A 25885-nucleotide genomic window follows, 5' to 3' on the forward strand; every position below is an offset into this window, starting at 1 on the left:
CGTCCGCCACGATCAGCGCCGTCGGGCTCAGGCGCCGGCCGGCAGCGTCTCGAGGAGGTAGCGCTCGGCCGAGCCGGCCTGCTGGGCCAGCTCCCACACGGTCGAGGATGCCGGGGTGGGCGAGGTCCGCTCGTCGCCCGGGAGCGACACTGTCGGCGCACCCGGGGCCGCTGTCCCCTCGGGGCTCAGCGCGCGCACCACCCGGTCGACCTCGTCGCGGGCGAGGTCGGTGGCGCCGGCGAGGACGGTCAGGTCGCCCAGCACGGTGCGGAGCGTGTCGAGCTCGGCGCGCTGCCGCTCGTCGAGGTCCTCGCGGTCGGGCACCAGGTCGTCCTGCGTGCGGGCCGCGTCGCGGAACAGCGTGATCACCTCCGCTCCCATCGGCCGGGAGCCGTCCGACGAGGCCCGGAGGGCGGTCGCGGTGGCCTCGGCGGCTGTCTCGATGCGTCGCCGCAGCGGCGCGGGCCGGAAGCGCGGGATGACGGTGAACCCCAGGACGACCCCGACCAGCACGGCACTGGCGGTGAGCCCGACGTACTGCACGAGGAGGGCGACGGGGTCGAGGTCGCGGCTGACCGAGTTGAACCCGACGCTGACCACGACCATGAAGGCGTTGCCGAGCGCCGGGCGGGTCACGACGTACCACAGCCCCAGGCACAGGGAGATCGCCGCGACGGCGACGAGCAGGTCGGACGGCACGACCAGCAGCACCACCGCGACCGTGAGCGAGCCGGCGACCACGCCGACGATCTTGTTGCGGGTCTTGGTCGCCGTGTCGCTCCAGCTGGCCTGGAGGATGCTGAAGGTGGCGAGCAGCGAGGTCGAGACCAGCGGGTCGCCGCGCTCGAGGCCCGAGGTGATGATCAGCATCAGCAGCACGGCGAGCGCCGTGCGGAGCGCGTGGCGGAGCTGGATCGAGGTCAGCCTGGCCGAGGGGTGCAGCAGTGCGTCCTGGAGCTCGTGGCGCCGGGTGCGCTCGAGCTCGACGGGCGTGGTGTCGCGCTCGCGCACGGCCCGCTCGATGGTGTCGAGCGCCCGGACGGCGTCGGCGAGGGGCCCGTCCGTGGCGGACGGCACCGGCCGCGGCGCCGGCGCCCCGACGGCTGCGGTCGCGGCGGCCTCGCCCGACGTGTCGGCCGTGCCGCCCTTGTCACGACCCGGCTTGGCCCGCAGCTCCCCCGCGAGCTCCTCGGCCCGGGCCCGGAGCCCGGCCACATCGTCGGCAGCCAGCCCGTCCACCTGGGCGGCGCGCACCGCGAGCCGGTAGTCGGAGGCCGCCTCGAGGGAGTCGGCGAGCCAGCGCTGCCTGCCGTCGCTGAGCCAGGTGCTGAACGCCGTGGCGGTGGCGCCCGCGACGTCGTCGGCGACCAGCACCGCGGCCACCTGCTCGCGCGTCGGCTTGGACGGGTCGGCGATGCCCATGAGGATGCGCAGCAGGAGGGCGACGACGACACCCGCGATGGCGGCGGCGAAGACCTGCCGATGGTCGGCCCCGCCCATCGGCGCGTAGCCGTAGCCGAACATGGTGGTCATCCCGAGGCCCATCCCCGCGTTGGCGAAGCGGGCACCGACCAGGGGCAGCAGCGCCGCGACGAACGTCAGCAGCACCACGAGGGCGATCGCCGCCGGGCGGGACGCCTCCGCGACCAGCCGGGGGACGGCCGCGGCGACGACGAGCAGCGGGCCCAGCACCGCAGCGACCCGCAGGTCGGGTCGGAGCGGACCGCCCATGAACGCCACGAGCGAGAACATGCCCGTCAGGCCGCCGATGATCCCCGCCGCGCCGGCGCCCCAGTGGTCGGCGAGCAGCACCGAGGGAAGCACCACGATCATCATCAGCACGATCAGCATCGGGCTGCCCTTCGCGCGGGCGGGACGGCTGTCGCGCTTGTGGCTCTTGGGCGACGCGGTGCGGCCGGGGGGCTCGACGGAGCGTCCCGAGAGGTGGGCGGGCGCGTTCATGCCCTGACGGTAAGGAGGGGAGCCGGTAGCCACCAGAGGCCTCCGTCACGGGCCGGGCGGCGATGCGGGAGCGTGCTCCTAGGCCCAGAGCTGGCCGTCGAGGCGGTCCTCGGCCTCGTCGACGGTGCCCTCGTAGGCGCCGGTCGACAGGTACTTCCAGCCGCCGTCGCACACCACGAACGCGATCTCGGCGCGCTCCCCCGCCTTGACCGCGCGGGCTGCCTGCCCGAGCGCGGCGTGCAGGATCGCACCGGTGGAGATGCCGGCGAAGATGCCCTCCAGCTCGAGCAGCTCGCGCACCCGGCGTACGGCGTCGCGCGGGCCGACGCTGAAGCGCGAGTCGATGAGCGAGGCGTCGTAGAGCTCGGGGACGAAGCCCTCGTCGAGGTTGCGCAGTCCGTAGACCAGCTCGCCGTAGCGCGGCTCGGCGGCGACGATGCGCACGTCGGGCTTGGCGCGGCGGAAGAACCGGGAGACCCCCATCAGGGTGCCGGTGGTGCCGAGACCGGCGACGAAGTGGGTGATCTCGGGGAGGTCGGCGAGCAGCTCGGGGCCGGTGCCCTCCTCGTGCGCGAGGGCGTTGGCCTCGTTGCCGTACTGGTAGAGCATGACCCAGTCGGGGTGCTCCCCCGCGACCTGCTTGGCGACGCGCACGGCCTCGTTGGACCCGCCGGCGGCGGGCGAGGAGACGATCTCGGCGCCCCACATTCGCAGCAGCTGGCGCCGCTCCTCGGAGGTGTTCTCCGGCATGACGCACACGATGCGGTAGCCCTTGAGCTTGGCGGCCATCGCCAGGGAGATGCCGGTGTTGCCGCTGGTCGGCTCGAGGATCGTGCACCCCGGCCGCAGCGTGCCGTCCTTCTCCGCCTGCTCGATCATCCTCAGCGCCGGCCGGTCCTTGATGGAGCCGGTCGGGTTGCGGTCCTCCAGCTTGGCCCAGATCCGGACGTCCGGGCTCGGCGAGAGCCGGGGCAGCCCGACGAGGGGCGTGCCGCCGACCGACTCCAGGAGGCTGTCGAAGCGCATGCGTCCAGCATGACATCCACCGATCGGTGGATGGCCGGAGGCGCCGGTTGCCCGATGCGCGAGACGGCGCCGACGACGAGGCTGGGGCCATGATCTCGATCTCGCACCTGCGCAAGGCCTACGGCGACACTCTCGCCGTCGACGACGTCTCCCTCGAGGTCGCCGAGGGCGAGGTGCTCGGCGTCCTCGGCCCCAACGGGGCCGGCAAGACCACCACCGTCGAGTGCGTCGCCGGGCTGCGGGTGCCCGACGCGGGCACCGTGCGCGTCGCCGGCCTCGACCCGCGCACGGAGCGCGCCGCGCTCACCCGGCTGCTCGGCGTCCAGCTGCAGGAGAGCCGGCTGCAGCCCAAGATCACCGTCGCCGAGGCGCTGGGGCTCTGGTCGGCGCTCTACGACGACCCGCTGCCGTGGCACGACCTGCTCGGCAGGCTCGGGCTCGAGGAGCAGCTCCGCACGAGGTTCCGCGACCTGAGCGGGGGCCAGCAGCAGCGTCTCTCCATCGCGCTGGCCCTGGTGGGCCGGCCGCGCGTGGTGATCCTCGACGAGCTCAGCACCGGCCTCGATCCCCGCGCCCGCCGCGACGTGTGGCAGATCGTGCGCGACCTGCGCGCGGACGGGGTCACGGTGCTGCTCGTGACGCACTCGATGGAGGAGGCGCAGCAGCTGTGCGACCGGATCGCCATCATCGACGGCGGCCGGATCCGGGCGCTCGACACCCCCGACGCGCTCATCGCCGGAGCGAGCGCCGCCACGGTCACCTCCTTCACCACCGACCACCCGCTCGACCTCGAGTCGCTCCGCGAGCTCGCGTCGGTCTCCGCGGTCCGGACCGAGTCGGACCGGATCGTCGTGGAGGGGCGAGACGGCGCCGCGCTCGAGGTCCTCGAGCGACTGGCCGGCCAGCAGGTCACCCCGCACGGCCTGCGCGTGGTCGACGGCACCCTCGACACCGCCTACCTCCAGCTCACCGACACCCGCGAGGAGACCCCCGCATGAGCACCTCGACCACACCCGGCACGCCCACCGAGACGGCCCGCACGCCGCGCACCTCCCCCACGGCCGCGGTCGTACGCACCGAGGCGAGGCTGTTCGGCCGCGAGCTCGGGTCCCTCTTCTGGATCCTGCTGTTCCCGACCATCCTGCTGCTGATCATCGGCCTGGTGCCGGGCTACCGAACGCCGGAGGACGATCTCGGCGGCCAGCGCGTCATCGACCTCTACGCCTCGGTCTGCGCCATCCTGGCGATGATCATGGCCGCGATCATGGCGATGCCACCGGTGATCGCCGGCTACCGCGAGAGCGGCGTGCTGCGGCGGCTGCGCACCACGCCGATGCATCCCGCGTCCCTGCTCGGCGCCCAGGTCGGGTTGCATGCCGCCGCCGTGCTCGCCGCGATCGTCCTGGCACTCACGAGCGCCCGCCTCGTCTACGACGTGCCGCTGCCCTCCTCCCTGGGGTGGTACGCCGTCAGCATGGTGCTGGCGACGGCCGCGGCGTTCTCGGTCGGCGCGGTCGTGACCGCCGTGTCCTCCAACACGCGCGTGGTCCAGACCGTCGGCACCATCGTGTTCTTCCCGATGATGTTCACCTCCGGCGTGTGGCTGCCGGTGCAGGGCATGGGCGGCTGGCTGCACGACCTGGTGGTCGCCACGCCCCTCGGCGCCGCCGCGGAGGCTCTCAACGACTCCCTCGTGGGACGCACACCCGACCTCACCGACCTCGCCGTGATGCTCGCCTGGACGGTCGTGCTCTCCCTCGTGGCCGTGCGGCGGTTCCGATGGGAGTGAGAGGAGCGCCACGGACTGCAAGGATGAGGCCATGAGCGAGGGGGCGCGCGGGCAGAGCGGCGGGTGGGCCGCGTCCCTCGCGCACGAGCAGGCCAGCGACGAGCGGTGGCTGCGCTGGCTGCCGTTCGGACTGCTCGGGCTCGCCACCGTCGTCGCGACCGCGGCCGCCCCGGCGCTCGAGGTGGGCGCGGCCGAGGTCCGCTGGACGCTCGCCCTCTCGGCCCTCACCGCCGCGTGGATGGTCGCGACGCCCCGACCCAGCGCGATCAACTACGCGGGGCGCATCGCGCTCGCCTTCGTGCTGTGCTGGCTCAACCCGTTCTACGGCATCTTCGGCGTCGCCGGCTTCTTCGACGCCTACGAGTCGCTCAAGGGACGCTGGGTCTACGTCGGCATGGTGGTCGTCGGGATCACCCAGGCGGGCTCGCAGTCCGGCGGCTTCCCACCACAGGATCCCGCCCAGGCATCCGTCTTCGGCGCCCTCATCGTGCTCAACGCCGGTCTGGCCACCGCCTTCATGAAGGTGTCGCTGCGCACCGAGCAGCGCACCGCCGAGCTCGAGCGCCTCAACGCCGGGCTCGAGGAGGCGCTGGCGGAGAACCGCAGCCTGCACGAGCAGCTGATCGCCCAGGCGCGCGAGGCCGGCGTGCAGGAGGAGCGCGCCCGGCTGGCCGGCGAGATCCACGACACCATCGCCCAGAGCCTGGCCGGCATCGTCACCCAGCTCGAGGCGGCCGTCGGCGGCGAGCGCCAGCAGCGCGCCCTCGACCTGGCGCGTCAGGCGCTGGCGGAGGCCCGGCGCTCGATGCTCGACCTGTCCCCCGGCGACCTCGACGGCACCACCCTGGCCGAGGGGCTGTCGACCGTCGTGGCCGCCTGGTCCGCCGAGACCGGGGTGCGTGCCGACGCCGTCGTCGTCGGCGACGCCGTGCCGCTGCACCCCGAGGTGGAGGCGACCGTGCTGCGCATCGCGCAGGAGTCGCTGGCCAATGTCGCCAAGCACGCCGGGGCGACCCGGGTCGGCGTGACGCTGTCCTACGACGGGGACGAGGTCGTCCTCGACGTGCGCGACGACGGTGTCGGCTTCGACGTCGCCGCCCCTGCCGCGTCGAGCTCGTTCGGCCTGCGGGGGATGCGCCAGCGCGTCGCGCGGCTGGCCGGCGCCCTGGCCCTGGAGTCGGAGCGGGGTCGCGGCACCGCGGTCTCCGCCCGGCTCCCCGCGCTGGCGAGGGAGGCGGCATGACGGTGCGCATCGTGGTGGTCGACGACCACCCCGTCGTCCGCGACGGCGTGCGCAGCATGCTCGCCGGCGTCGACGGCTTCGATGTCGTCGGCGAGGCGGCGAGCGGTCCCGAGGCGGTCGAGCGGGTCATCGCGACCGACCCCGACGTCGTCGTGATGGACCTCCGGATGCCCGGCGGCGGCGGCGTCGACGCCGTCCGCGCCCTGCGCGAGCGCGGCTCGCGGGCCGCGGTCCTGGTGCTGACGACCTACGACACCGACAGCGACACCGTCGCGGCGATCGAGGCCGGGGCGACGGGCTACCTCCTCAAGGACACCCCCGCCGAGACGCTCTTCGACGCGGTGCGCGCCACGGCCGCCGGGGAGACCGTGCTGTCCCCGGCCGTGGCGGCGCGGCTGGCCTCGCACGTACGCCGCCCGGCCGCGTCGGGCGTGCTGAGCGCGCGCGAGCGGGAGGTGCTCACGCTGGTGGCGCGGGGGCGCTCCAACCGGCTGATCGCCGAGGAGCTGTTCGTCAGCGAGGCGACGGTGAAGACCCACCTCGTGCACGCCTACGACAAGCTCGGCGTCAGCGACCGCGCCGCCGCGGTGGCGACGGCGTACGAGCGCGGGATCCTGGGCTGAGCTGGCGGCTCAGCAACCGCCCGCGACGGCGGGCAGCACGACGACCTGGTCGCCGTCGGAGAGCTCGGCGTCGAGGCCACCGATGAAGCGGACGTCCTCGTCGTTGATGTAGATGTTGACGAAGCGGCGCAGGTCGACCGAGCCGGCCTTCTCCTCGACGAGGCGGTCCTTGATGCCGGGGTGGCTCCCCTCGAGGTCGTCGATCAGCGCGGACAGCGTGCCGCCCGATCCCTCGACGGCCTTGGCGCCGTCGGTGTAGGTGCGCAGGATGGTGGGGATCCGGACCTCGATGGCCATCAGGGGGTGCTCGCTTCCTCGGTCTGCTCGGGTGTCTCTGGCGTCTCTGTCGTCGGTGCGACCGTGACGTCCTCCTCGGTCACGACCCCGTCGACGATCCTGTAGGACCTGAACTCCACCGGGCCCTCACTATTCCCGTGCTCGCGTGTGCTGACGAGCACGTAGTGGGCGTGGGGCTCGCTGGCCAGGTTGATGTCGGTGCGGCTGGGGTAGGCCTCGGTGGCGGTGTGGGAGTGGTAGATCACCACCGGCTCCTCGTCGCGGGCGTCCATCTCCTTGTAGAGCGCGAGCAGCTCGCTGGAGTCGAACTCGTAGAACGTCGGGCTGCCGGCCGCGTTGACCATCGGGACGAACCGCTCGGGACGGTCGCTGCCCTCGGGACCCGCGACGACTCCGCAGGCCTCGTCGGGGTGGTCGCGGCGCGCGTGCGCCACGATCGCGTCGTAGATCTCCTGGTCCAAGGTCAGCACGCAGCCAAGCGTAGGCACGAGGCCGATGCGGCCGGCCCGCGTCTCACGACATAGTCTCGACGTCGAGATACTTTGTCGAGGAGAGTCATGTCGTCGTCGCACGCGCCCGCACCGCTGACCCGGAGGGGGATCCCGCTCGAGCGGGACCTGCGGGTGCTGGCGCTGGGGTCGTTCGCCAACCGGTTCGGGGCCGGCGCGGTGATGACCACCAGCGCGCTCTACTTCACCCGACAGGTCGGCTTCTCTGCCGCCGAGGTCGCGTTGGCGATGGCCGTCGCGGCCGTGGTCGGGATCGTCGTGCAGGTGCCGGCCGGCCAGCTCGCCGACAGCCGGGGACCGCGGCGGGTGCTGACGGCGTTCATGGTCGGCGCCGCCCTCACCAGCGCGCTGCCGGCGCTGGCCCGCACGCCGTGGCAGCTCGCGCTGCTGCTGGCGCTGCTCACCTTCTTCGAGCGCTCGGCCGGGTCCGTGCAGCAGGGCGTCATCGCCCAGCTCGCCACGGGTGGGCGCGGCGTGCAGTTCAAGGCCTACCTCCGGGCGGTGACCAACACCGCGATCGGCCTCGGCTCGGTCTTCGGCGGCGCGGCCCTCGTCGTGGACGAGCCGTGGGCCTACATCTCGGTGTTCGTCCTCAACGCGGTCTTCACCGGCTTCGCGGCGTGGAACACCACGCGGCTGCCCGACCTGCCGGCCTACGTCCGCGTCGAGGGCGAGCCGCGCCTGGCGGTGCTGCGCGACTGGCCCTACGTCGTCGTGGTGGCGCTGACCGGGCTGTTCTCGCTGCACTTCTTCGTGATGGAGCTCGGCCTGGCGCTCTACATCTCCGAGCGCACCTCCGCGCCGCCGGTCATGGTCGCGATCCTGCTCATCGTCAACACCGCCTGCGTCGCGCTCTTCCAGGTCCGGCTGTCCCGGCGCGCCGACTCGGTCGAGGCGGGCGCCCGCGCGCTGGTGCGCGGCGCGGTGTGGATCGCCGCCGGCTTCGCCATCGTCGCCCTGGCCGACCGGGGTGACGCCACCTTCGCGGTGGTCGTGCTGGTCGTCGGCTCGCTGGTCCACGTCGTCGGCGAGATGATCGGCTCCGGCGGCCAGTGGGGGCTCCAGATGGGTCTCGCACCGCACGAGAAGCAGGGCCAGTACCAGGGCTTCGCCGGGCTGGGGTTCAGCGTGATCGCCGTCGTCGGCCCGCCCGTGGTGACCCTGCTCTGCGTCGAGATGGGCGAGACCGGCTGGCTGGTGCTGGCCGCGCTGATGCTCGCGGTGGCGCTGGTGTCGGTGCCCGTCTCGCGCTGGGCCCTCGCCTCACGCGAACGCTACGGCGTGCTGACCCACTCGGGCTGAGCAGCGCCCCGGGCAGGGTGGGCGTACGCCGCTCAGGCCCAGATCGCGGCCGGGACCCCGTCGGAGAAGACCTCGGGCTCCTCGGGGTACGACTCCGCGACCCCGTGCGCGTGGCGCACGGCCGTCCACGCGGCCGCGCAGGCGTCGAGCAGGTCGTCCTCGCCGAAGCCCGCGCCGCGGAACCACGCCGGCGCCACGACCCCGTGGGCGGCGAGCGCCTCGCGCCGGGCGCGGACGCCGTCGGCGTCCTTCTTGCGCGCCCGCACGGGCGCGCCCGCCATCCGGGCGAAGCTCAGCTCGGGGTGCACCTCGATCACGAGGACGCCTGGCCGCCCGCGCACCCACGCGTCGACCTGCAGCACCTTCTCCCGCAGCGCGTAGGCCTGGGCGCTCACGCTGGTGCGCCCGTCGGTCGCGGCGAGGTTGGCCGCGCGCGCCAGCTCGTAGGTCTCCGCCTCGAGCGCGGCCCGCACCGGCGTGGAGAACACCGAGGACGCCTTCCCCACCAGCGCGCGCCGGGCCTCCGCGTCCGCCTTCCGGCCGCCCGCGTCGGGCAGTCCGATCGGGATGTCGACGGCCGCGACCGCGACGTCGTGCTGCTCGCGGACCAGGTCGACGAGCCCGGCGATGTCGGGTGCGACGTAGACGGAGGCGCGCAGCCCGGTGTCGAGCACCACCCCCACCCAGCCGGCCGGGCAGGCGTCGACGCCGAGGACGGGCACCGGCGGTGCGAGGACGGGCGGCGGCTCGACGTCGTGCTGGCCCGGCGGGCGCACGAACCGTGCCTCGGGGTCGTCGTCGAGGGCGGCCTCGATGCGGGCGGTCATCAGCTCCGACATCGGCGGCAGCGCACCGACGGGCCACCACCGCACCTCGCTCGACTCGTCGTCGGCCACGTGGGCCTCGCCCTCGACCCAGGTGCAGGCGAAGGTGAGGTCGAGGTAGGACGCGCGGTCGCCGTTGGCGTGCACGATCTCGCCGTGCACGCCGGTGGAGGCCAGCCGGTCCACCCGGATCCGGACGCCGGTCTCCTCCCGCGCCTCCCGGGCGGCGGCCTCGGCCGGCTCCTCCCCCGGCTCGGGGATCCCGGTGACGGGCGTCCAGTGGCCGTTGTCGGCGCGCTTGACCAGCAGCACCTGGTCGCCGCGGCGGACGACCGCGGTGACCCCGGGGAGCCAGAGCGGGTCGTGCCCGATCCTCTCGCGCAGCGCCAGGACGAAGTCGGGCACCGGGCTCACGGGCGGCTCACCGTCCGCTCACGAGGTGAGCGCCTCGACCACGGTCTCCTGGAGGTAGCCCACCCACTCGTAGATGTCGTGGGCCTGCGCCCGCGGGTCGTCGTCGGGCAGCGAGTGCCAGTAGTGCTCGTCGCCGGCCTCGACGCCGAGCCGGGTGGCCAGCGCGAGCCGGATGTCGGTGAAGGCGCGCATCCACGTCTCGGCCTCGGCGTCGGTGAGCTCGACGTCGATGACAAGGCCGTCCTGGTCCAGCTCGGACGGCAGCCCGGCCTCCTCCAGGGTGTCGATGATCGAGCCGGCCGTGGCCGCCTTGCCGTCGCGCAGGCCGCCCTCGGTGAAGCGGCGGAAGTCGGCGGCCGCCTCCTCGTCGTCGGGATAGGCGGTGGGGAAGAGCCGGGCGAGCACCGGGTCGTCGGGGATCGTCGTGGCGCCGGAGAACTCTGCCATCATCGCGTCGAACGGGTCGGCGCTCGGGGCGGCGGGCTCGGCGCGCTCGTTGCGCAGCAGCTCGACCATCTGCGAGGCCAGTGACCGCAGGAGGTCGGCCTCGAACCCGGAGAAGGTAGCGATGACGCGCCCGGACCTGCGGTGTCGCTCGAAGCCGCTCACGTCAGGCCCCCCACGTGGTCGCGTGGCGGTCGAAGTCGGCCTGGTCGGTCCACACGGGGACCACGCAGAACACCAGCCCGCCCGGGTCGGTGAGCACCGCCCAGGTGTCGTGTCGGCTCTGCACGGTGGCGCCGAGCGCTTCGAGGCGGGCCACCTCGGCGTCCACGTCGTCGGTCTCGAGGTCGAGGTGCACGCGCGGTGGAGTGCCGCTGCCGGTGCGCTGGAGCTCGAGCGCGACGTTGCCCGGCAGCCGCTCCAGCGACTCGAAGGCGGGTTCCTCGTTGGTCGTACGACGACCGCCCCGCGCGGCGGCCCAGAACGCGGCCGCGGGGTCGTAGGTCTCCTCGGGGTGGTCGATCATGACCACGGAGATGCGGGACCGGTGCACTACGACGCCTTCTCCATCGTCGCCCAGAGGCCGTACTCGTGCATCGCCTGCACGTCGCGCTCCATCTCCTCACGCGTGCCCGTCGAGACCACCGACTTGCCGTCGGTGTGCACCTCGAGCATGAGCTTCTCGGCCTTGGCCTTGTCGTAGCCGAAGTACTTCTGGAACACGTAGGAGACGTAGGACATCAAGTTGACCGGATCGTCCCAGACGAGGGTCACCCACGGCTTGGCCAGGAAGGTGATCTCGTCAGGGGTGATGGTCGGCTCGACCTCTACGGGACTGGCGGCTGACACGGGTCCCATCGTGGCACAGTGTGGGTCGTGACCAGCTCCCCCCGTGCGTCGACCGCGCTCCTGACCGACCACTACGAGCTGACCATGGTGCAGGCCGCGCGCCAGGCCGGCACGGCCGAGCGCCGGGCGGTCTTCGAGCTGTTCCCCCGGCGGCTGCCGGAGGGCCGGCGCTACGGCGTCGTCGCCGGGGTCGGCCGGGCGCTCGACGCGATCGAGGACTTCCGCTTCGACGCGGCGGCGCTCACCGCGCTCGAGGGCATCGTCGACCCGGGCATGCTCGACTGGCTCGCCTCCTACCGCTTCACCGGTGACGTGTGGGGCTACGCCGAGGGCGAGGCCTACTTCCCCCACTCACCCCTGATGGTCGTCGAGGGCACCTTCGCCGAGGCCGTGCTCCTCGAGACGGTCCTGCTGTCGATCTACAACCACGACTCCGCCATCGCCTCGGCCGCGTCGAGGATGGTGCTGGCCGCCCACGGCCGCCCGTGCATCGAGATGGGCGCGCGCCGCACCCACGAGGACGCGGCGGTCGCGGCCGCCCGGGCGGCGTACGTCGCCGGCTTCGACGCCACGAGCAACCTCGCGGCCCGGGCCCGCTACGGCGTACCCTCCACCGGCACCGCGGCCCACTCGTTCACGCTGCTGCACGACGCCGAGGCCGACGCGTTCCGCGCGCAGGTCGAGACGCTCGGCGTGGGCACCACGCTGCTGGTCGACACCTACGACGTCGCCGAGGCGGTGCGACTCGCCGTCGAGGTGGCCGGCACCGGGCTCGGTGCGGTGCGGCTCGACTCGGGCGACCTCGGCGACCTGGCCCGCGAGGTGCGCGCCCAGCTCGACGGCCTCGGCGCCCACGACACCCGGATCGTGGTGACGAGCGACCTCGACGAGTACGCCATCGCGGCGCTCGCCGCGGCCCCCGTCGACGCCTACGGCGTCGGGACGCAGCTGGTCACCGGCTCCGGGCACCCGACGTGCGGCTTCGTCTACAAGCTCGTCGCGCGTGAGGGGACCGACGGCGAGCTGGTGTCGGTGGCCAAGCGGTCGACCGACAAGCTGTCCATCGGCGGCCGCAAGCACGCCCTGCGCCGCCGCGGACCCTCGGGCGTCGCCCAGGCGGAGGTCGTCGGGATCGACGAGGTCCCGGGGGACGACGGGGACGACCGCCCGCTGCTCGTCCCCCTGGTGCGCGACGGCGAGGTCGTCGGGCGGACCACGCTCGACGAGGCCCGGGCCCGGCACCGCGCGTCGGTCGCCGAGCTCCCGCGCGCCGTCACGATGATGTCGGCGGGCGAGCCGGTCATCCCCACGGTCCACCTCGGCGGGTAGCGCCCCACCTGCCCCGAATTGTCGATGCCCTCGGGGCCGACGGCTGCGATCATGCCCCCATGGGTCTCGTCGCGCGCGACGCCGAGCTCGCAGTCATCGCCGGGGTGCTCGACCAGGAGCCGACCCCGGTGCGGGCCCTGGTGCTCGAGGGCGAGCCGGGCGTGGGCAAGACCAGCCTCTGGGAGCAGGCGCTGGCCGGCGGGCGCGACCGCGGCCTGCGCGTGCTGGCGGCGCGGGCCAGTGCGTCCGAGACGGAGCTGCCGTTCGCGGGGCTCATCGATCTGCTCGACGAGGTCGAGGTCGAGGAGCTGGAGATGCCGGCGCCCCAGCTGCACGCCCTCGCGGTGGCGCTCTACCGTGCCGACCCCGGCGAGCAGCCGCCCACGGAGCAGGTCGTCTCGCTCGCCCTGCTGTCCGCGCTGCGGACGCTGGCCCGCCACCAGCGACTGCTCGTCGCCGTCGACGACCTGCAGTGGCTCGACGCCTCCTCCCTGACCGCGCTCGCCTACGTCGCGCGCCGCCTCCCCGACGACGTGACCGTCGTGCTCTCCCGCCGCCCCGGAGCGCCGACCGCGGTCGAGCGGGCGTTCCGCGAGGGCCGGGTCGAGCACCTCGTCGTGCGCGCCACCACGCTCGGCGGCACCCGCCAGATCCTCGCGACCCGGCTCGGGCTCCGGCTGCCGCACCACCTGCTCCGTCGCGTCTACGACACCACGCTGGGCAACCCGCTGTTCGCCCTCGAGGTGGGCCGGCTGCTGGCCCGGCGCGACCCGGCGACGCTGGGCGACGAGCTCCCGGTGCCCGACGCGGTCGAGGACCTCCTCGGCCTGCGGGTCGCCGACCTCGACCCCACCACGCGCCGGCTGCTGCTCGCGCTCGCCCTCGACGCCGACCTGCGCGCGCCCCGGCTACAGGCGCTGTTCGGGCCCGACGCGCTCCAGCAGGCCGCCGCCGCAGGGGTCGTCGACCTCGACGGCGAGCGGGTGCGTTCGGCGCACCCCCTCCTCGCGCAGGCGGCGCGGCGGGCGGCGTCGCCCGACGAGGTGCGCGGGCTGCACGCCGACCTCGCCGCGGTCGTCGCCGACGACCCCTGCCGGATGCTGCAGCACCTCGCCCTCGCCGCCACCGAGCCCGACGCCCTCCTCGCCGAGCGGCTCGACGGTGCCGCCACGCGGGCCATCGCCCGCGGCTCGATCCGGCTCGCCGCCGACGTCGCGACCCACGCCCTGCGCCTGACACCGGCCGGCGAGCCCGACGCGGCACGCGTGATGGTGCTGGCCAAGGTGCTGCACATGGCCGGGGAGAAGCAGCGCCTCACAGCGCTGCTCGGCTCCCGCGCGGCGACGCTGCCCGACCGCGCCGACCGGGTCCGGGCCTACGTCCTGCTCACCGGCGGCGTGGTGCGCGGCAACGCCGACATCCGCGCGCTGCTCCAACAGGCCCTCGACGAGGCCGGCGACGACCACGACCTGCGCCTGCGCGTCCTGTGCCACCTCGCCGAGAACGAGGCCGTCATCGCGGTGCGCCACGTCGCGCTCGCCGACGCGCGCGCCGCCCAGGCCGTCGAGGCCTCCGCGACCGGCACCGGCGGCGACCAGCGCCTCGCGCTCTACACGCGGGTGTGGACCTCGGCCCTGCGCGGGCGGCCGCTCGACGACCTCCTCGAGCGCTACGAGGCGCTGGCCAGCCGGTCGACCTACCTGGCCCGCACCCCGGGCCGGGTGGCCGGCCAGCAGCACGTGTGGCGCGGCGAGCCGGGCCCGGCCCGCGAGCGCTTCGAGGCGTTCCGCGGGCTCGCCGCCGAGCGCGGCGAGCCCAACTCCTACGCGCTCGCCCGGCTCCACCTGTGCGAGCTCGAGCTGCGCCTGGGCGGGTGGGACGCCGCCGAGGCGCTGCTCGACGAGTGGGCGGCCTCGACCGACAGCAGCCTGCTGCACTGGCCGATGTACGAGCGCTGCCGCAGCCTGCTCGCCGCCGGCCGCGGCGACCCCGCGGCGGCGCGCGACTGGGCCCAGCGCGCCGTCGCCCAGGCGGAGGACACGGGCGTCCAGTGGGACTGGCTGGAGGCCACCCGGGCGGCGGGCGTGGCCGACCTGCTCGACCACCGGCCCGACGAGGCCGCCAGCCGGCTGCGCGCGGTGTGGGCGCACACACGCGACGCGGGCGTGCTCGACCCCGGCGCCTTCCCGGCCGCCCCCGACCTCGTCGAGGCCCTCGCCGAGGTCGGCAGCACCGACTCCCTCGACGAGGCGCGCCAGGTCGTCGACGCGCTGGCCGACGCCGCCGACCTGCAGGACCACGACTGGGCCCGGCAGGCCGCGGCCCGCGGCTCGGCGACCATCGCGCTGGCCCGGGCGTGGTCGGACGCCGACGCCGCCGCACTGGCCGGCATTGCGTCGGGCTACGACGACCGCGGGCTGGTCGCCGACGCCGCCCGCACCTGGCTCGCCCTCGGCCGGGCGCAGCGCCGCTCGCGCAAGTGGGGCGCGGCCCGCGCGTCCCTGGAGTGCGCGGTCGGCCTCTTCGAGGCGCAGCACGCCCCCGGCTGGGCCGACGCCGCGCGCGGCGAGCTGGAGCGCGTCGGCGCCAGGCGCCCGGGCTCCCCCGGCCGGTTGACGACCGCCGAGCGCCGGGTGGCGGACCTCGCGGCGCAGGGACTGGCCAACAAGGAGATCGCCCGGGCCCTCGTCGTCACCGTCAGCACCGTGGAGTTCCACCTCCGCAACACCTACACCAAGCTCGAGATCCGCTCCCGGATGGAGCTCGCGCCCCGCCTCGCCGAGCTCGACGCCGGCGTGACCCGACCGGAGTGACCCGACCGGAGTGAGCCGACCAGCGCCGGTCGGTCGTGTCGACTGGGGTTCCTCCCCGGCCATTTCCTCGGGTCATCCACAGTTTCGCGGACCCTCATGGGCGCGCACGGTGGAGACATGGCCGAGTACCTCGTCGAGCTCTACGTCGCCCGGGGCGACCACGCCGCCGCGCGGCATCAGGTCGCGCTGGCGGAGCGGGCCGGCGCGGACCTGTCCCGCGAGGGCCGGGCCGTGCGCTGCCTGAGGTCGATCTTCGTCCCCGAGGACGAGACGTGCTTCCTGCTCTACGAGGCCGACTCGGCCCACCTGGTCGCCGAGGCGGTGCGACGGGCCGGGCTCCGGCTCGAGCACGTCTCGGCGGCCACCACGTCCGTCGCCGGCGTTCCCGAGACGCCGGTCGGCACCACGAAAGGAACCAGCATGACCAGCATCGGCAGCAGCACCACCCCGAGTCCCAGCCCGGACCTCACCGAGCTGCGCGACAAGCAGCAGAAGGTCTGGAGCAGCGGCGACTACAACAAGATCGCCGCCCTGACCGTCCCGGTGTCGGAGCACCTCGTCGACCACGTCGGCGTCGGCCCGGCCGACCGGGTGCTCGACGTCGCCACCGGCACGGGGCACGTCGCCCTGGCCGCCGCGCGCCGCGGCGCCGAGGCGGTCGGCATCGACTACGTCCCGGCGCTGCTCGAGATCGCCCGGCGCCGGGCCGCCGCGGAGGACGTCGCCGTCGACCTCACCGAGGCCGACGCCGAGCACCTGCCGCACGACGACGCGTCCTTCGACGTCGTGCTGTCGGCGATCGGCGTCATGTTCGCCGCCGACCCCGACGCCGCCGGGCGCGAGCTCGTCCGGGTGACCCGCCCCGGCGGGCGGATCGGGCTCGCGAGCTGGACCCCGGAGGGGTTCGTGGGCGGCATGCTGCGCACTGTCGGGGCGCACGCCGCGCCGCCGCCCGGCGCCCGGCCCGCGACCCGCTGGGGCACGGAGGAGGTCGTCGCCGGCCTGCTCGGCGAGGGGGTGGGAGACCTGCGGTCGCAGACCGCCACGGTGACCCAGCGCTTCACCGACGCCGGAGCCTTCGCCGACCTGTTCCTCACCTACTACGGGCCCACGTTCGCGGCGGCGAGCCGGCTGGACGACCAGGGGCGCGCCGCGCTCCGGGCCGACCTGGTCGCGCTCGCCGAGTCGCACGACCGCCGCGAGGGGTCCGGCCACCTGGTGTGCGACTGGGAGTACCGCCTCGTCACGGCCACCCGCCGCTGAACGACGCGGACAGGGATGCGCCCTGTCGCGCCGGCCCGGCCGTGGGGACCGAGGCCGCGAGCAGCCCTCCTGCCGCGAGGCGGGAGGGCTGCTCCCACGACGGGGACCGCTAGCCTCGTGGCATGGCCCGAGCCCTGATCGTCGTCGACGTCCAGAACGACTTCTGCGAGGGCGGCTCGCTTCCCGTCACGGGCGGCGCCCACGTGGCGGCCGGCATCAACGACCTGCTCCACCGCTGGCACGCGCGGGCCGAGGACGCCCCGGCCTACGACGCCGTCCTCGCCACGAAGGACCACCACGTCGACCCCGGGCCGCACTGGTCGGCCAAGCCCGACTTCACCGACTCGTGGCCGGTGCACTGCAAGGTCGGCACGGAGGGCGCGGCGTTCCACCCCAACCTCGACCCCCAGCCCTTCGACGAGGTCTTCTACAAGGGCGAGCACGCGGCCGCCTACAGCGGCTTCGAGGGGCGTACCTCGTCGGGCGAGCCGTTGGCCGAGTGGCTGCGGGCCCGGCAGGTCGACGAGGTCGACGTGTGCGGCATCGCCACCGACCACTGCGTCCGCGCGACGGCGCTCGACGCCATCGCCGAGGGGTTCACGACCCGGGTGCTCACCGCGCTGTGCGCCGGGGTCGCCGAGGAGTCCTCGGCCGCGGCGATCACCGAGCTGGCGCGCGCCGGGGTGGAGATCGCCTGACGGCTCCGCGAGCGGTCTCAGCACCACTTCTGGGTGACCGTGCGGAGCACCTTGATGGTGCGGGCGGTCCCTCGGCCGAGCGCGGCGAGCTCCTTCGCCGCCATCACCCTCGAGGTGTGGATGTCGCCGTCGAGCAGCACGTAGGCGGCGCGGCCGTCGACGACCACGGTCTCGCCGGGGTGAGCCAGGGCGTGGACCGCGTCGACGGCCGCTGCGGGCGGCGGGTCGGCGTACAACGACACGTAGTGCTGGCCCGCGGGGTCGTGGCGGGCGTGCAGCTCCTCCCCCCGGGCAGCGAGCGCGGCGAGGTCTGGTGCGGTGAACACCACGGTCGGCACCTCGAAGCCGGCCTCGGCGGCGTACGCCTGCTCCAGCACCGCCTGCACCTTGGCCACCGAGCGGGCCGGGTGCGTCAGCCGGACGTTGCCGGTGTTGATGTAGGTCTCCACGTCGGTGCCGCCAGCCGCCTCCGTCGCGGCGCGGATCGCGTCCTTGGGGAACTTCCGCTTCGCGCCGAGGTTGATCGCGCGCAGGAAGGCGATGTAGGTGGGCATGCCGGGAGTATCCCCCCGAACCGGCGTGGGGTCAGCCGCGCTTGCACTGGCTGGGCGGCGTCACGACCGGGTCGAAGACGTGCTTGGGCGGCGTGATGTTCGCATCGTTCTGCGACTCCTTCATCGTCATCGCCCACCAGCCGGCCTTGCGGGTCTCGATGGCGGAGCGCGCGGCGGCGGGGACGTCGTTCCACATGTTCACGACGTCGACGCCGACCTCGATCAGGTGGCCGTGCGGCGTGACGACCGCGCCGGCCTCGATCTTGTCGAGCGCGGGAGGCACGGACGGGAAGAGACCGCGCGGCATCCCGGTGATCACCGTGCGCGCCGGCACGCCCACCGCGACGCCGTCGCCGGCGAGCCGGATCGCCCGGGCCGCGACGACCGGCCAGGTCGGGTCGAGGTCGGTCGGCAGGCCCCAGCTGCGAGACTCGTCGCCGGTGATGTCGGCCCAGCAGTCGGAGGCGTTGGGGCCCCAGACCTCGCTGTTGAAGTAGGTGCGGCCGGCGACGACGAGGTAGTCGACCTGCTGGCGGTTGCCGTCGATCGCGGAGTCCATCGAGAGCTCGCTGTAGCCGGTGGACGGGCTGTAGCGGCCGTCAAGGTCGAAGATCCGCTTGCCGCCGTTGTCCGGGTTCTTCGTCAGCAGCTGGCCGTGCCACTCGACGAGGCCCATCTTGTCGACCTGGCCCTTGATCGCGTCGAGCTGCTCGTCCTCCAGCAGCACGCCCTCGGCGCCGTCGGTCGCGGCGGTCTCGCCCGATCCCCCGCACGCGGCGAGGGTGAGCAGGAGGCCCGCGCAGGCGGCGACGGCACGCCCTGCGGCTCGACGACGTGTCACTGGCCTTCCCCGATCAGGTCGGTGATGAGCTCCGTGCTCGATCTGGCTCGGAGCCTAGGTCCGGCACCGTCGCCTGTCAGCCGAATCCCGGATCCGATCGAGTGCGGCCCTCAACCGGCCATCCACCCGCGGGCGGCGCCGACCACGGCGTCGGTCAGGTCGTCGACCAGCGCGGAGCCGAGGCGCCAGTGCTGCCAGAACAGCGGCACCTCGGGCCGGCGGCCCGGCACGAGCTCGACGAGGTCGCCGCGGTCGAGCTCGTCGACGACGTCCGACTCGGGCAGCAGGCCCCACCCCATGCCGACCCGGATGGCCCGGTCGAACTCGCGCACCGACGGCACGTAGGTCACCGGCGGCGCGAGGTGGCGCCGCGTGACGCGGCGGATGAAGTCGTGCTGGAGCGAGTCGTTGCGGTCGAACGCCACGATCGGCGCCTCGCCCAGCGAGCCCGAGGCGACGCCGTCGGCGAAGTGGGCGGCGTGGAAGTCGCGGGTGGAGACGGCGGCGTAGCGGAGCCGGCCCAGGCGCACCACCCGGCAGCCCGGCACCGGCTTGGGCTCACCGGTGATCGCCGCCACGACCTCGCCGCGCCGCAGCCGCTCGGCGGTGCGGGTGTGGTCCTCGCGGACCACCTCGAAGACGACCCGGTGGCGCGACTGCACCTCGGCGAGCGCGTCGACGAACCAGCCGTAGAGCGCGTCGGCGTTGACGGCGATCGGGAGCGAGGCGTACGACGTCGTGCCGCCGCCGGTCTCCTCCACCAGCTCGGCGACGGCCTCGCGCTCGAGCAGCTCGGTCTGGGTGGCCAGTCGCACCAGCACCTGGCCCGCCTCCGTGGGCTCCAACGGCTTGACGCGGTGGAGCAGCACCCGGCCGATCCGGGTCTCCAGCGCCTTGATGCGCTGGCTCACCGCCGACGGCGTGACGTGCAGCTCGCGAGCGGTCGCCTCGAAGGTGCCGAGGCGCACCGCGACGGCGAGTGTGCGGAGAGCCACAGGGTCGAGCTGGGTGATGTCTTTCATAACAAGACATCCTAATGATTCCTCAGAATAGTTCGCTGGATTGCACCACACACGCGACCTACCGTTGACCACGTGTTCCAGGTTGCTCTCGCCGGTCTGCTGACCGGACTCGCTCTCATCGTCGCCATCGGCGCGCAGAACGCGTTCCTCCTGCGCCAGGGGATCCGCGGTCAGCACGTGCTGCCGATCGTGCTGACCTGCCTGCTCTCCGACGTCGTGGCGATCACGGCGGGAGTGGCCGGCCTGGGCGTCGTCCTCGAGCGGTGGCCGGGCGTGCTGCCGTTCGCCCAGCTGCTCGGCGGGCTCTACCTGATCGCCTTCGGCCTGCACGCCGCGATGCGCGCGTGGCGGCCGAAGGGGCTCGAGGCGGGCGAGGGCACCGCACTCACCCCGGGCCGCGCGGTGCTCCTGACGCTCGCGCTGACCTGGCTCAACCCGCACTTCTACCTCGACGCGGTGCTGATGCTGGGCACGGTGGCCAACAGCTTCGGCACCGACCGCTGGTGGTTCCTCGCCGGCACCCTCGTCGCGAGCCTGCTGTGGTTCTTCGGACTGGGCTACGGGGCACGGCTGCTGCGCGGCCTGTTCGCCCGCCCGGCCGCCTGGCGCGTGCTGGACTCGACGATCGCGGTGGTCATGGGCGCCCTCGGCGTGGGGCTGCTCGCGCACTGACCCCTATCGGTCGGCGAACGCCAGGTCGCGCTCGGCCAGCGCCTCCGCGAGACGGGTGATCGCCATCGGGCCGACGCCGTGCATCGCGGCCAGCTCGTCGGCGCTGCGGGTGGCGACCTGCTCGAGCGTGGTCAGCCCCGCCCCGCGCAGCGCCCGGGTCGCGGGCGCCCCGATGCTCCTCGGAAGCGGCGTGCCCTCCTCGCGGGGGGCGCGCTCGCGCGGTGCCGGCAGCCCGGCGTCGACCACCGCCTCGCCTCGCGGGGACAGCAGGTAGCCGATCGCCAGCGACTCGGTGAGGCCGAGCTCCTTGAGCTTGCGCACGTCCTTCTTGAAGTCGGCCGTCTCGCGGCCGACCCGGGCCGCGAGGTCGGGGGCGCGCACCGTCGGGTTGAGGTCGATCAGGTCGAGGGTCTCGCGCGTCCACGGCCCGGTGGACGAGGCGGCGTCGAGGCGGTCGAGGCGGGCGTTGATGGCCGCGATCTCGTCGGCGTCCGGCACGGTGGAGCGCAGCGTCTCACGGGGGTCCGGACCGGCGTACGCCAGCCCGATGCGCCACGCCGGGTCGTCCGGGCGCGCCGCCAGCGCCTGCTTCAGCGCCACGAGCGACTGTGCTCCGGCGCGGCGGGCGTCCTCGGCGCGCAGGCTCGACACGCTGACCTCCTCGACGGAGGTCACCTCGACGACCCCGACGGCCGTGCGCATCCGGGTGCCGACCACCACGCGGGGCCGGGCCCAGCGACGGAACGCCAGGTCCACGGTCCCGGCCTTGATCGCGGCCAGCTCGGCCGGTCGGATCATCATGGCGCCGAGTCTCCCACCGGCGGCCGCGCCGTCTCCAGCGCCCGCCCCGCGCGCCGGGCGCGGTCAGAGGTTGCCGCGGGCGTCCTGCTCGCGCTCGATGGCCTCGAAGAGCGCCTTGAAGTTGCCCTTGCCGAAGCCGAGCGAGCCGTGGCGCTCGATGAGCTCGAAGAACACCGTGGGCCGGTCGCCGAGGGGCTTGGTGAAGATTTGGAGCAGGTAGCCGTCCTCGTCGCGGTCGACGAGGATGCCGCGCTTCTGCAGCTCCTCGATCGGCACCCGCACCTCGCCGATGCGCGCGCGCAGCTCGGGGTCCTCGTAGTAGGAGTCCGGGGTGTTGAGGAACTCCACGCCGTTGGCACGCAGGGCGTCGACGGTGGTGAGGATGTCACCGGTGGCGAGCGCGAGGTGCTGGGCGCCGGGGCCGTTGTAGAACTCGAGGTACTCGTCGATCTGCGACTTCTTCTTGGCGATCGCCGGCTCATTGAGGGGGAACTTCACCCGGTGGTTGCCGTTGGCGACGACCTTCGACATCAGCGCGGAGTAGTCGGTGGCGATGTCGTCGCCGATGAACTCGGCCATGTTCACGAAGCCCATCACCTTGTTGTAGAAGGTGACCCACTCGTCCATCCGCCCGAGCTCGACGTTGCCGACGATGTGGTCGAGGGCCTGGAACAGGCGCTTGGGCTGGTCGGGCTTCTTCTCCCAGCGCGGCGCGACGGGAACGTAGCCGGGGAGGTAGGGGCCGGCGTAGGTCTCGCCGTCGACGGTGCGCTGCACGAGCGTGTGGCGGGTCTCGCCGTAGGTCGCGATCGCGGCGACGCGGACCTTGCCGTGCTCGTCGGCCACGGTCTGCGGCTCCACGAGCACCGTCGCGCCGGCCCGGCGGGCCTGGGCGATGCACTGGTCGACGTCGGGCACCTCGAGGGCGATGTCGACGACGCCGTCGCCGTGCCGGGCGTGGTGGGCGATGAGGTCGCTGTCGGGCGCGACGGCGCCGCTCAGCACGAACTTGATCGAGCCCGACTTCAAGACGTAGGACTTGTGGTCGCGGTTGCCGTTCTCCGGGCCGGAGTAGGCGATGAGGTCCATGCCCCAGGCCGAGGCGTAGTAGTGCGCGGCCTGGGTGGCGTTGCCGACCACGAAGCAGATCGCGTCCCACCCGGTCACCGGGAACGGGTCGGCGTCGGCGTCGTACTCCACGAGGCCGACGAGCTGGCGCAGCTGCTCGAGGGAGAGGTCGGCCTTCATCTCGTCCACGGTCAGGGCGCCGCCGGTCGAGGCGATGTCAGTCGTCATGGTCCGAACCCTGCCCACCGACGGCACAATGTGCAACAGTACGCCGAAACATCGAGCAGATTGCCCAACCAAGGGAGCCTGATGGACGAGATCGACGGCAAGGTGATCGATCTGTTCGCCGGGGAGCCGCGGCTGGGGGTGCTCGAGGCGAGTCGCCGCCTCGGCATCGCCCGCGGCACCGTGCAGGCGCGCCTGGACAAGCTGGCCGCCGCCGGCGTGATCACCGGGTGGGGTCCCGACCTCTCCCCCGAGGCGCTCGGCTACCCCGTCACGGCCTTCCTGACCCTGGAGATCCGCCAGGGCTCGGCCGACCGCGGCGGCCACGAGGCCGTCGCCGCGCACCTGGCGGGCATCCCCGAGGTGCTGGAGGCCTACACGATCACCGGCGCCGGCGACATGTGGGCGCGCGTCGTCGCCCGCTCCAACTCCGACCTCCAGCGGGTGATCGACCTCGTGCTCACCGAGCCCGGCATCGACCGCTCGACGACGGTGATCGCGCTGGCGACGCAGATCTCCCACCGGGTGGTGCCCCTGGCCCGGGCCGCCGTGCGGCCGACCCCGGAGCCGCCGACCCCCTAGGGCGCCCGCGTCACCCGAGCCGTCGGGCGACCGCAGCCGCGGCGGCGATCACCTGCGGCGCGACGGCGTCCTCGTCGATGGCGCCGTCGAGCGTCACGATGCCCACGCTCGCCCGCAGCCCCTCGACGCCGCGCACGGGCGCCGCGAGCCCGCGGGCGCCGGTCTGCAGCTCGCCGCTGGTCACGGCGTACGCCGGCTCGTCGACGTCGGCCAGCGCGATGGCCTTGCCGGCCGCGCCCTGGGTCAGGGGGTGGCGGGCGCCGACGCGGTAGGAGACGTGGAAGTCGGTCCAGGTCGGCTCGACGACGGCCAGCGCGAGCGCCTCCTCGCCGTCGGCGACCGTGAGGTGGGCGGTCGCGCCGAGCGCCTCCGCGAGCCGGCGCAGCTCGGGCAGCGCGAGGTCGCGCAGCAGCGGCTGCACGCCGCTGGCGAGGTGGAGCACGCCCAGGCCGATGAAGAGCCGCGAGCGCGCGTCGCGGCGCACGAGGCCGTGCTGCTCGAGGGTGCTGATCAGCCGGTAGACGACCGTGCGGTTGACCTCGAGCCGGTGGGAGAGCTCGGTGACGGTCAGCCCCTCGGGGCTCTCGGCCAGGACCTCGAGCACCCGCAGGCCACGGTCGAGCGTCTGCGAGGTCTCGGTCGCCACGTGCCCACTATGGCAGTGCGAGCCTCAGGAGGTCTGCCGCACCGCCCACTCGCGGATCCGGTTGATCCGCTCGTGCAGCTGCTCGGCGTTGGCGACCGCCGCCGGCGGGCCGCCGCACTCCTTGCGCAGCGCGTTGTGGGTGATGCCGTGCGCCTGGCCCGTGCGGTGGTGCCAGGCGGCGACGAGCCCGTTGAGCTCGCGCCGGAGCACGCCGAGCTGCTGGTGCGTGCTGAGCTCCTGCACCGAGTCGACCACCCGGTCCCCGGCGCCGTCGGCGCGCTGCTTGCGCGCGCGCTCGCTCTGGCGCGAGTGCAACAGCTCGCGGACCTGGTCGGGCTCGAGCAGGCCGGGGATGCCGAGGAAGTCCATCTCCTCCTCCGAGCCCACGTTGACCTCGCCGGAGTGGCCGAACTGCGCACCCTCGTAGAGCACGTGGTCGAAGGACGCGGTGGAGCCCAGCGCCTCCCACGACATCTCGAGCTCGTCGGAGGCGGACTCCCCCTGCTGCGCCTCGGCGAGCAGCCCCTCCTCCGCGGCGAAGATGTCGTCCTCGTCGGTGACCCGGCGCCCCAGCACGTGGTCGCGCTGGGCCTCCATGTCGGAGGCGAACTCCAGCAGGTGCGGCACCGACGGCAGGAACACCGACGCGGTCTCGCCGCGCGAGCGGGCGCGGACGAAGCGGCCGACCGCCTGGGCGAAGAACAGCGGCGTGGAGACGGTGGTCGCCCAGACCCCGACCGCCAGGCGCGGCACGTCGACGCCCTCGGAGACCATCCGGACGGCCACCATCCAGCGGTCGTCGGAGGCGGTGAACTTCGCGATCTTCTTCGACGAGCCCTTCTCGTCGGACAGCACGACGGTGGGCGACTCGCCGGTGATCTTCTTCAGCAGCCCGGCGTAGGCGCGCGCCGTCTCCTGGTCGCCGGCGATCACCAGCCCGCCGGCGTCGGGCACGTGGCGGCGTACCTCCGACAGGCGCGTGTCGGCCGCCTCCAGCACCGCCGGGATCCACGATCCCTTCGGGTCGAGGGCCGTGCGCAGCGCCTGGGCGTGCATGTCCTTGGTGAGCGGCTCGCCCAGCCGGGCGACGACCTCGTCACCGGCCCGGGTGCGCCACTGCATCTCACCGGAGTAGGCCATGAAGATCACCGGGCGCACGACGTGATCGGCCAGGGCGTGGGCGTAGCCGTAGGTGTAGTCGGCGGCCGAGACCGGGATCCCGTCCTCGCCGGGGGCGTAGGTGACGAACGGGATCGGGTTGATGTCGGAGCGGAACGGGGTGCCGGTCAGCGCCAGCCGGCGGGTCGCCGGGTCGAACGCCTCGCGCACGCCCTCACCCCACGACAGCGCGTCGCCGGCGTGGTGGATCTCGTCGAGGATCACCAGCGTCTTGAAGCGCTCGGTGCGGATGCGCATGGCGAGCGGGTTGACCGCCACCCCGGCGTAGGTCACCGCGATGCCGACGTAGTCGTCGGAGGTCCTGCCCTTGCCCGCCGAGTAGGTGGGGTCGATCGGGATCCCGGCGCGGGCCGCGGCCTCGGCCCACTGCGTCTTGAGGTGCTCGGTGGGCGCGACGACGGTGATCCGGTCGACCAGCCGCCGGCTCAGCAGGTCGGCCGCGACGGTCAGCGCGAATGTCGTCTTGCCGGCGCCGGGCGTGGCGACCGCGAGGAAGTCGCGGGGCTGGCGGGACAGGTAGACGTCCATCGCCGCCTGCTGCCAGGCACGGAGGGAGGGCGCGGTGCCCCAGGCGGCCCGGTCGGGCCACGCGGGAGGCAGCGGCGCGTCGGGCCGCCCCGTCACGCCTCGGGGCCCGAGCCGTCGGAGCCGTCGCCGGGCTTGCCCGGGTTCATCGAGTCCCAGATCTCCTTGCACTCCGGGCACACGGGGTACTTCTCCGGGGAGCGGGAGGGCACCCAGACCTTGCCGCACAGCGCGATCACCGGGGTGCCCATCACCATGGCCTCGGTGAGCTTGTCCTTGGGGACGTAGTGCGAGAAGCGCTCGTGGTCACCCTCGTCCGTCGGGACGGTCTGACGCTCTTCGATCGTCTGGCTGCCCGGGGAGAATCCGATGGTGCTCATGATGG

The 25885-nt window shown here is 73.9% G+C and carries 27 protein-coding genes; 11 read left to right on the forward strand and 16 right to left on the reverse strand.

What is annotated here, in order from left to right; genetic code table 11:
• Positions 1 to 27: 27 nt before the first annotated feature.
• Together AC3X7Z_RS02305 and AC3X7Z_RS02310 are read right to left on the reverse strand one after the other, a co-directional pair.
• Positions 28 to 1962, reverse strand: a complete 1935-nt coding sequence (locus AC3X7Z_RS02305; protein WP_489974868.1) for an FUSC family protein — start codon at positions 1960 to 1962, stop codon at positions 28 to 30.
• Positions 1963 to 2040: 78 nt separating this feature from the next.
• Positions 2041 to 2988 carry a PLP-dependent cysteine synthase family protein gene (locus AC3X7Z_RS02310; protein ID WP_186340733.1) on the reverse strand — a complete coding sequence of 316 codons (948 nt, stop codon included), beginning with the start codon at positions 2986 to 2988 and terminating at the stop codon, positions 2041 to 2043.
• An 89-nt stretch (positions 2989 to 3077) separates the two neighbouring features.
• Between AC3X7Z_RS02310 and AC3X7Z_RS02315 the strand changes: the two genes are divergently transcribed.
• From AC3X7Z_RS02315 to AC3X7Z_RS02330, 4 genes are read left to right on the forward strand one after another with little or no spacing between them, the layout of a single operon-like run.
• Positions 3078 to 3986, forward strand: coding sequence for an ABC transporter ATP-binding protein (locus tag AC3X7Z_RS02315; RefSeq protein ID WP_489974869.1), 909 nt, complete (start codon positions 3078 to 3080; stop codon positions 3984 to 3986).
• Positions 3983 to 4777, forward strand: coding sequence for an ABC transporter permease (locus AC3X7Z_RS02320; RefSeq protein ID WP_489974870.1), 795 nt, complete (start codon positions 3983 to 3985; stop codon positions 4775 to 4777). Before AC3X7Z_RS02315 ends, AC3X7Z_RS02320 begins: the two co-directional genes overlap by 4 nt.
• 31 nt (positions 4778 to 4808) lie before the next feature.
• Positions 4809 to 6020, forward strand: a complete 1212-nt coding sequence (locus AC3X7Z_RS02325) for a sensor histidine kinase (protein WP_489974871.1) — start codon at positions 4809 to 4811, stop codon at positions 6018 to 6020.
• Entirely contained in the window at positions 6017 to 6643 is a 627-nt protein-coding gene (locus AC3X7Z_RS02330; protein WP_489974872.1) for a response regulator, read from the forward strand. The genes AC3X7Z_RS02325 and AC3X7Z_RS02330 overlap by 4 nt, the downstream gene beginning before the upstream one ends.
• A 9-nt stretch (positions 6644 to 6652) precedes the next feature.
• Here the strand turns inward: AC3X7Z_RS02330 and AC3X7Z_RS02335 are convergent, their stop codons facing one another.
• Together AC3X7Z_RS02335 and AC3X7Z_RS02340 are read right to left on the reverse strand one after the other, a co-directional pair.
• Positions 6653 to 6940: a MoaD/ThiS family protein gene (locus AC3X7Z_RS02335; RefSeq protein WP_186340728.1), complete on the reverse strand. Its 288-nt coding sequence runs from the start codon at positions 6938 to 6940 to the stop codon at positions 6653 to 6655.
• Positions 6940 to 7410: a M67 family metallopeptidase gene (locus AC3X7Z_RS02340; protein WP_186340727.1), complete on the reverse strand. Its 471-nt coding sequence runs from the start codon at positions 7408 to 7410 to the stop codon at positions 6940 to 6942. Before AC3X7Z_RS02340 ends, AC3X7Z_RS02335 begins: the two co-directional genes overlap by 1 nt.
• A gap of 87 nt (positions 7411 to 7497) precedes the next feature.
• On the opposite strand from AC3X7Z_RS02340, the gene AC3X7Z_RS02345 reads away from it, so the two are divergent.
• Entirely contained in the window at positions 7498 to 8751 is a 1254-nt protein-coding gene (locus AC3X7Z_RS02345; RefSeq protein WP_489974873.1) for an MFS transporter, read from the forward strand.
• Positions 8752 to 8783: 32 nt separating this feature from the next.
• Here the strand turns inward: AC3X7Z_RS02345 and AC3X7Z_RS02350 are convergent, their stop codons facing one another.
• From AC3X7Z_RS02350 to clpS, 4 genes are read right to left on the reverse strand one after another with little or no spacing between them, the layout of a single operon-like run.
• Positions 8784 to 9989: a DUF429 domain-containing protein gene (locus tag AC3X7Z_RS02350; RefSeq protein ID WP_489974874.1), complete on the reverse strand. Its 1206-nt coding sequence runs from the start codon at positions 9987 to 9989 to the stop codon at positions 8784 to 8786.
• Positions 9990 to 10007: 18 nt separating this feature from the next.
• The gene (locus tag AC3X7Z_RS02355; RefSeq protein ID WP_489974875.1) at positions 10008 to 10598 is read right to left on the reverse strand and encodes a DUF2017 domain-containing protein; all 591 of its coding nucleotides are present in this window, start codon (positions 10596 to 10598) and stop codon (positions 10008 to 10010) included.
• Position 10599: 1 nt separating this feature from the next.
• Positions 10600 to 10959 carry a VOC family protein gene (locus AC3X7Z_RS02360; protein WP_489974876.1) on the reverse strand — a complete coding sequence of 120 codons (360 nt, stop codon included), beginning with the start codon at positions 10957 to 10959 and terminating at the stop codon, positions 10600 to 10602.
• 26 nt (positions 10960 to 10985) lie between these two features.
• Entirely contained in the window at positions 10986 to 11291 is a 306-nt protein-coding gene (gene clpS / locus AC3X7Z_RS02365; protein ID WP_186340722.1) for an ATP-dependent Clp protease adapter ClpS, read from the reverse strand.
• An 18-nt stretch (positions 11292 to 11309) separates the two neighbouring features.
• Here clpS and AC3X7Z_RS02370 point away from each other — a divergent pair, with 18 nt between their 5' ends.
• The 4 genes from AC3X7Z_RS02370 to AC3X7Z_RS02385 all read left to right on the forward strand — a co-directional run bounded on the left by AC3X7Z_RS02370 (position 11310) and on the right by AC3X7Z_RS02385 (position 17385).
• Entirely contained in the window at positions 11310 to 12611 is a 1302-nt protein-coding gene (locus AC3X7Z_RS02370) for a nicotinate phosphoribosyltransferase (protein WP_489974877.1), read from the forward strand.
• A 59-nt stretch (positions 12612 to 12670) separates the two neighbouring features.
• A complete protein-coding gene (locus AC3X7Z_RS02375) occupies positions 12671 to 15424 on the forward strand; it encodes an AAA family ATPase (RefSeq protein ID WP_489974878.1) in 2754 nt (917 codons plus the stop codon).
• Positions 15425 to 15541: 117 nt separating this feature from the next.
• Positions 15542 to 16687, forward strand: a complete 1146-nt coding sequence (locus tag AC3X7Z_RS02380; protein ID WP_489974879.1) for a methyltransferase domain-containing protein — start codon at positions 15542 to 15544, stop codon at positions 16685 to 16687.
• 122 nt (positions 16688 to 16809) lie between these two features.
• On the forward strand, positions 16810 to 17385 hold the full coding sequence (locus AC3X7Z_RS02385) for a nicotinamidase (RefSeq protein WP_489974880.1): 576 nt from the start codon (positions 16810 to 16812) through the stop codon (positions 17383 to 17385).
• Between the two features lie 17 nt (positions 17386 to 17402).
• On the opposite strand, the gene AC3X7Z_RS02390 is transcribed toward AC3X7Z_RS02385, so the two are convergent.
• The 3 genes from AC3X7Z_RS02390 to AC3X7Z_RS02400 form a co-directional block, all read right to left on the reverse strand.
• Positions 17403 to 17939: a DUF1697 domain-containing protein gene (locus AC3X7Z_RS02390; protein ID WP_489974881.1), complete on the reverse strand. Its 537-nt coding sequence runs from the start codon at positions 17937 to 17939 to the stop codon at positions 17403 to 17405.
• 31 nt (positions 17940 to 17970) lie between these two features.
• On the reverse strand, positions 17971 to 18780 hold the full coding sequence (locus AC3X7Z_RS02395) for a hypothetical protein (protein WP_489974882.1): 810 nt from the start codon (positions 18778 to 18780) through the stop codon (positions 17971 to 17973).
• 110 nt (positions 18781 to 18890) lie between these two features.
• Complete coding sequence (locus AC3X7Z_RS02400) at positions 18891 to 19802, reverse strand: LysR family transcriptional regulator ArgP (RefSeq protein WP_186340716.1); 912 nt, start codon at positions 19800 to 19802, stop codon at positions 18891 to 18893.
• A 72-nt stretch (positions 19803 to 19874) separates the two neighbouring features.
• Between AC3X7Z_RS02400 and AC3X7Z_RS02405 the strand changes: the two genes are divergently transcribed.
• Entirely contained in the window at positions 19875 to 20474 is a 600-nt protein-coding gene (locus AC3X7Z_RS02405) for a LysE/ArgO family amino acid transporter (RefSeq protein WP_186340715.1), read from the forward strand.
• A 3-nt stretch (positions 20475 to 20477) separates the two neighbouring features.
• On the opposite strand, the gene AC3X7Z_RS02410 is transcribed toward AC3X7Z_RS02405, so the two are convergent.
• Positions 20478 to 21275 carry a helix-hairpin-helix domain-containing protein gene (locus tag AC3X7Z_RS02410; protein WP_489974883.1) on the reverse strand — a complete coding sequence of 266 codons (798 nt, stop codon included), beginning with the start codon at positions 21273 to 21275 and terminating at the stop codon, positions 20478 to 20480.
• A 63-nt stretch (positions 21276 to 21338) separates the two neighbouring features.
• Positions 21339 to 22571: a 4-hydroxyphenylpyruvate dioxygenase gene (gene hppD / locus AC3X7Z_RS02415; protein ID WP_186340713.1), complete on the reverse strand. Its 1233-nt coding sequence runs from the start codon at positions 22569 to 22571 to the stop codon at positions 21339 to 21341.
• Positions 22572 to 22652: 81 nt separating this feature from the next.
• Here hppD and AC3X7Z_RS02420 point away from each other — a divergent pair, with 81 nt between their 5' ends.
• Positions 22653 to 23150, forward strand: coding sequence for an Lrp/AsnC family transcriptional regulator (locus tag AC3X7Z_RS02420; RefSeq protein WP_186340712.1), 498 nt, complete (start codon positions 22653 to 22655; stop codon positions 23148 to 23150).
• 10 nt (positions 23151 to 23160) lie between these two features.
• Here the strand turns inward: AC3X7Z_RS02420 and AC3X7Z_RS02425 are convergent, their stop codons facing one another.
• Genes AC3X7Z_RS02425 through AC3X7Z_RS02435 form a run of 3 tightly spaced genes read right to left on the reverse strand, consistent with a single transcriptional unit; the run spans position 23161 to position 25880 of the window.
• Positions 23161 to 23796 carry an IclR family transcriptional regulator gene (locus AC3X7Z_RS02425; protein ID WP_489974884.1) on the reverse strand — a complete coding sequence of 212 codons (636 nt, stop codon included), beginning with the start codon at positions 23794 to 23796 and terminating at the stop codon, positions 23161 to 23163.
• Between the two features lie 24 nt (positions 23797 to 23820).
• Positions 23821 to 25599 carry a DEAD/DEAH box helicase gene (locus AC3X7Z_RS02430; protein WP_186340710.1) on the reverse strand — a complete coding sequence of 593 codons (1779 nt, stop codon included), beginning with the start codon at positions 25597 to 25599 and terminating at the stop codon, positions 23821 to 23823.
• Entirely contained in the window at positions 25596 to 25880 is a 285-nt protein-coding gene (locus tag AC3X7Z_RS02435) for a DUF3039 domain-containing protein (protein ID WP_186340709.1), read from the reverse strand. The genes AC3X7Z_RS02430 and AC3X7Z_RS02435 overlap by 4 nt, the downstream gene beginning before the upstream one ends.
• Positions 25881 to 25885: the final 5 nt, after the last annotated feature.

The organism is Nocardioides sp. Z24_21 (assembly GCF_058134345.1).

Excerpts from the sequence above, each read along its gene's own strand:
- AC3X7Z_RS02305 (WP_489974868.1), bottom strand. The coding sequence starts at position 1,962 with ATGAACGCGCCCGCCCACCTCTCGGGACGCTCCGTCGAGCCCCCCGGC.
- AC3X7Z_RS02310 (WP_186340733.1), bottom strand. The coding sequence starts at position 2,988 with ATGCGCTTCGACAGCCTCCTGGAGTCGGTCGGCGGCACGCCCCTCGTC.
- AC3X7Z_RS02315 (WP_489974869.1), top strand. The coding sequence starts at position 3,078 with ATGATCTCGATCTCGCACCTGCGCAAGGCCTACGGCGACACTCTCGCC.
- AC3X7Z_RS02320 (WP_489974870.1), top strand. The coding sequence starts at position 3,983 with ATGAGCACCTCGACCACACCCGGCACGCCCACCGAGACGGCCCGCACG.
- AC3X7Z_RS02325 (WP_489974871.1), top strand. The coding sequence starts at position 4,809 with ATGAGCGAGGGGGCGCGCGGGCAGAGCGGCGGGTGGGCCGCGTCCCTC.
- AC3X7Z_RS02330 (WP_489974872.1), top strand. The coding sequence starts at position 6,017 with ATGACGGTGCGCATCGTGGTGGTCGACGACCACCCCGTCGTCCGCGAC.
- AC3X7Z_RS02335 (WP_186340728.1), bottom strand. The coding sequence starts at position 6,940 with ATGGCCATCGAGGTCCGGATCCCCACCATCCTGCGCACCTACACCGAC.
- AC3X7Z_RS02345 (WP_489974873.1), top strand. The coding sequence starts at position 7,498 with ATGTCGTCGTCGCACGCGCCCGCACCGCTGACCCGGAGGGGGATCCCG.
- AC3X7Z_RS02360 (WP_489974876.1), bottom strand. The coding sequence starts at position 10,959 with ATGATCGACCACCCCGAGGAGACCTACGACCCCGCGGCCGCGTTCTGG.
- clpS (WP_186340722.1), bottom strand. The coding sequence starts at position 11,291 with ATGGGACCCGTGTCAGCCGCCAGTCCCGTAGAGGTCGAGCCGACCATC.
- AC3X7Z_RS02375 (WP_489974878.1), top strand. The coding sequence starts at position 12,671 with ATGGGTCTCGTCGCGCGCGACGCCGAGCTCGCAGTCATCGCCGGGGTG.
- AC3X7Z_RS02380 (WP_489974879.1), top strand. The coding sequence starts at position 15,542 with ATGGCCGAGTACCTCGTCGAGCTCTACGTCGCCCGGGGCGACCACGCC.
- AC3X7Z_RS02385 (WP_489974880.1), top strand. The coding sequence starts at position 16,810 with ATGGCCCGAGCCCTGATCGTCGTCGACGTCCAGAACGACTTCTGCGAG.
- AC3X7Z_RS02390 (WP_489974881.1), bottom strand. The coding sequence starts at position 17,939 with ATGCCCACCTACATCGCCTTCCTGCGCGCGATCAACCTCGGCGCGAAG.
- AC3X7Z_RS02400 (WP_186340716.1), bottom strand. The coding sequence starts at position 19,802 with ATGAAAGACATCACCCAGCTCGACCCTGTGGCTCTCCGCACACTCGCC.
- AC3X7Z_RS02410 (WP_489974883.1), bottom strand. The coding sequence starts at position 21,275 with ATGATGATCCGACCGGCCGAGCTGGCCGCGATCAAGGCCGGGACCGTG.
- hppD (WP_186340713.1), bottom strand. The coding sequence starts at position 22,571 with ATGACGACTGACATCGCCTCGACCGGCGGCGCCCTGACCGTGGACGAG.
- AC3X7Z_RS02420 (WP_186340712.1), top strand. The coding sequence starts at position 22,653 with ATGGACGAGATCGACGGCAAGGTGATCGATCTGTTCGCCGGGGAGCCG.
- AC3X7Z_RS02435 (WP_186340709.1), bottom strand. The coding sequence starts at position 25,880 with ATGAGCACCATCGGATTCTCCCCGGGCAGCCAGACGATCGAAGAGCGT.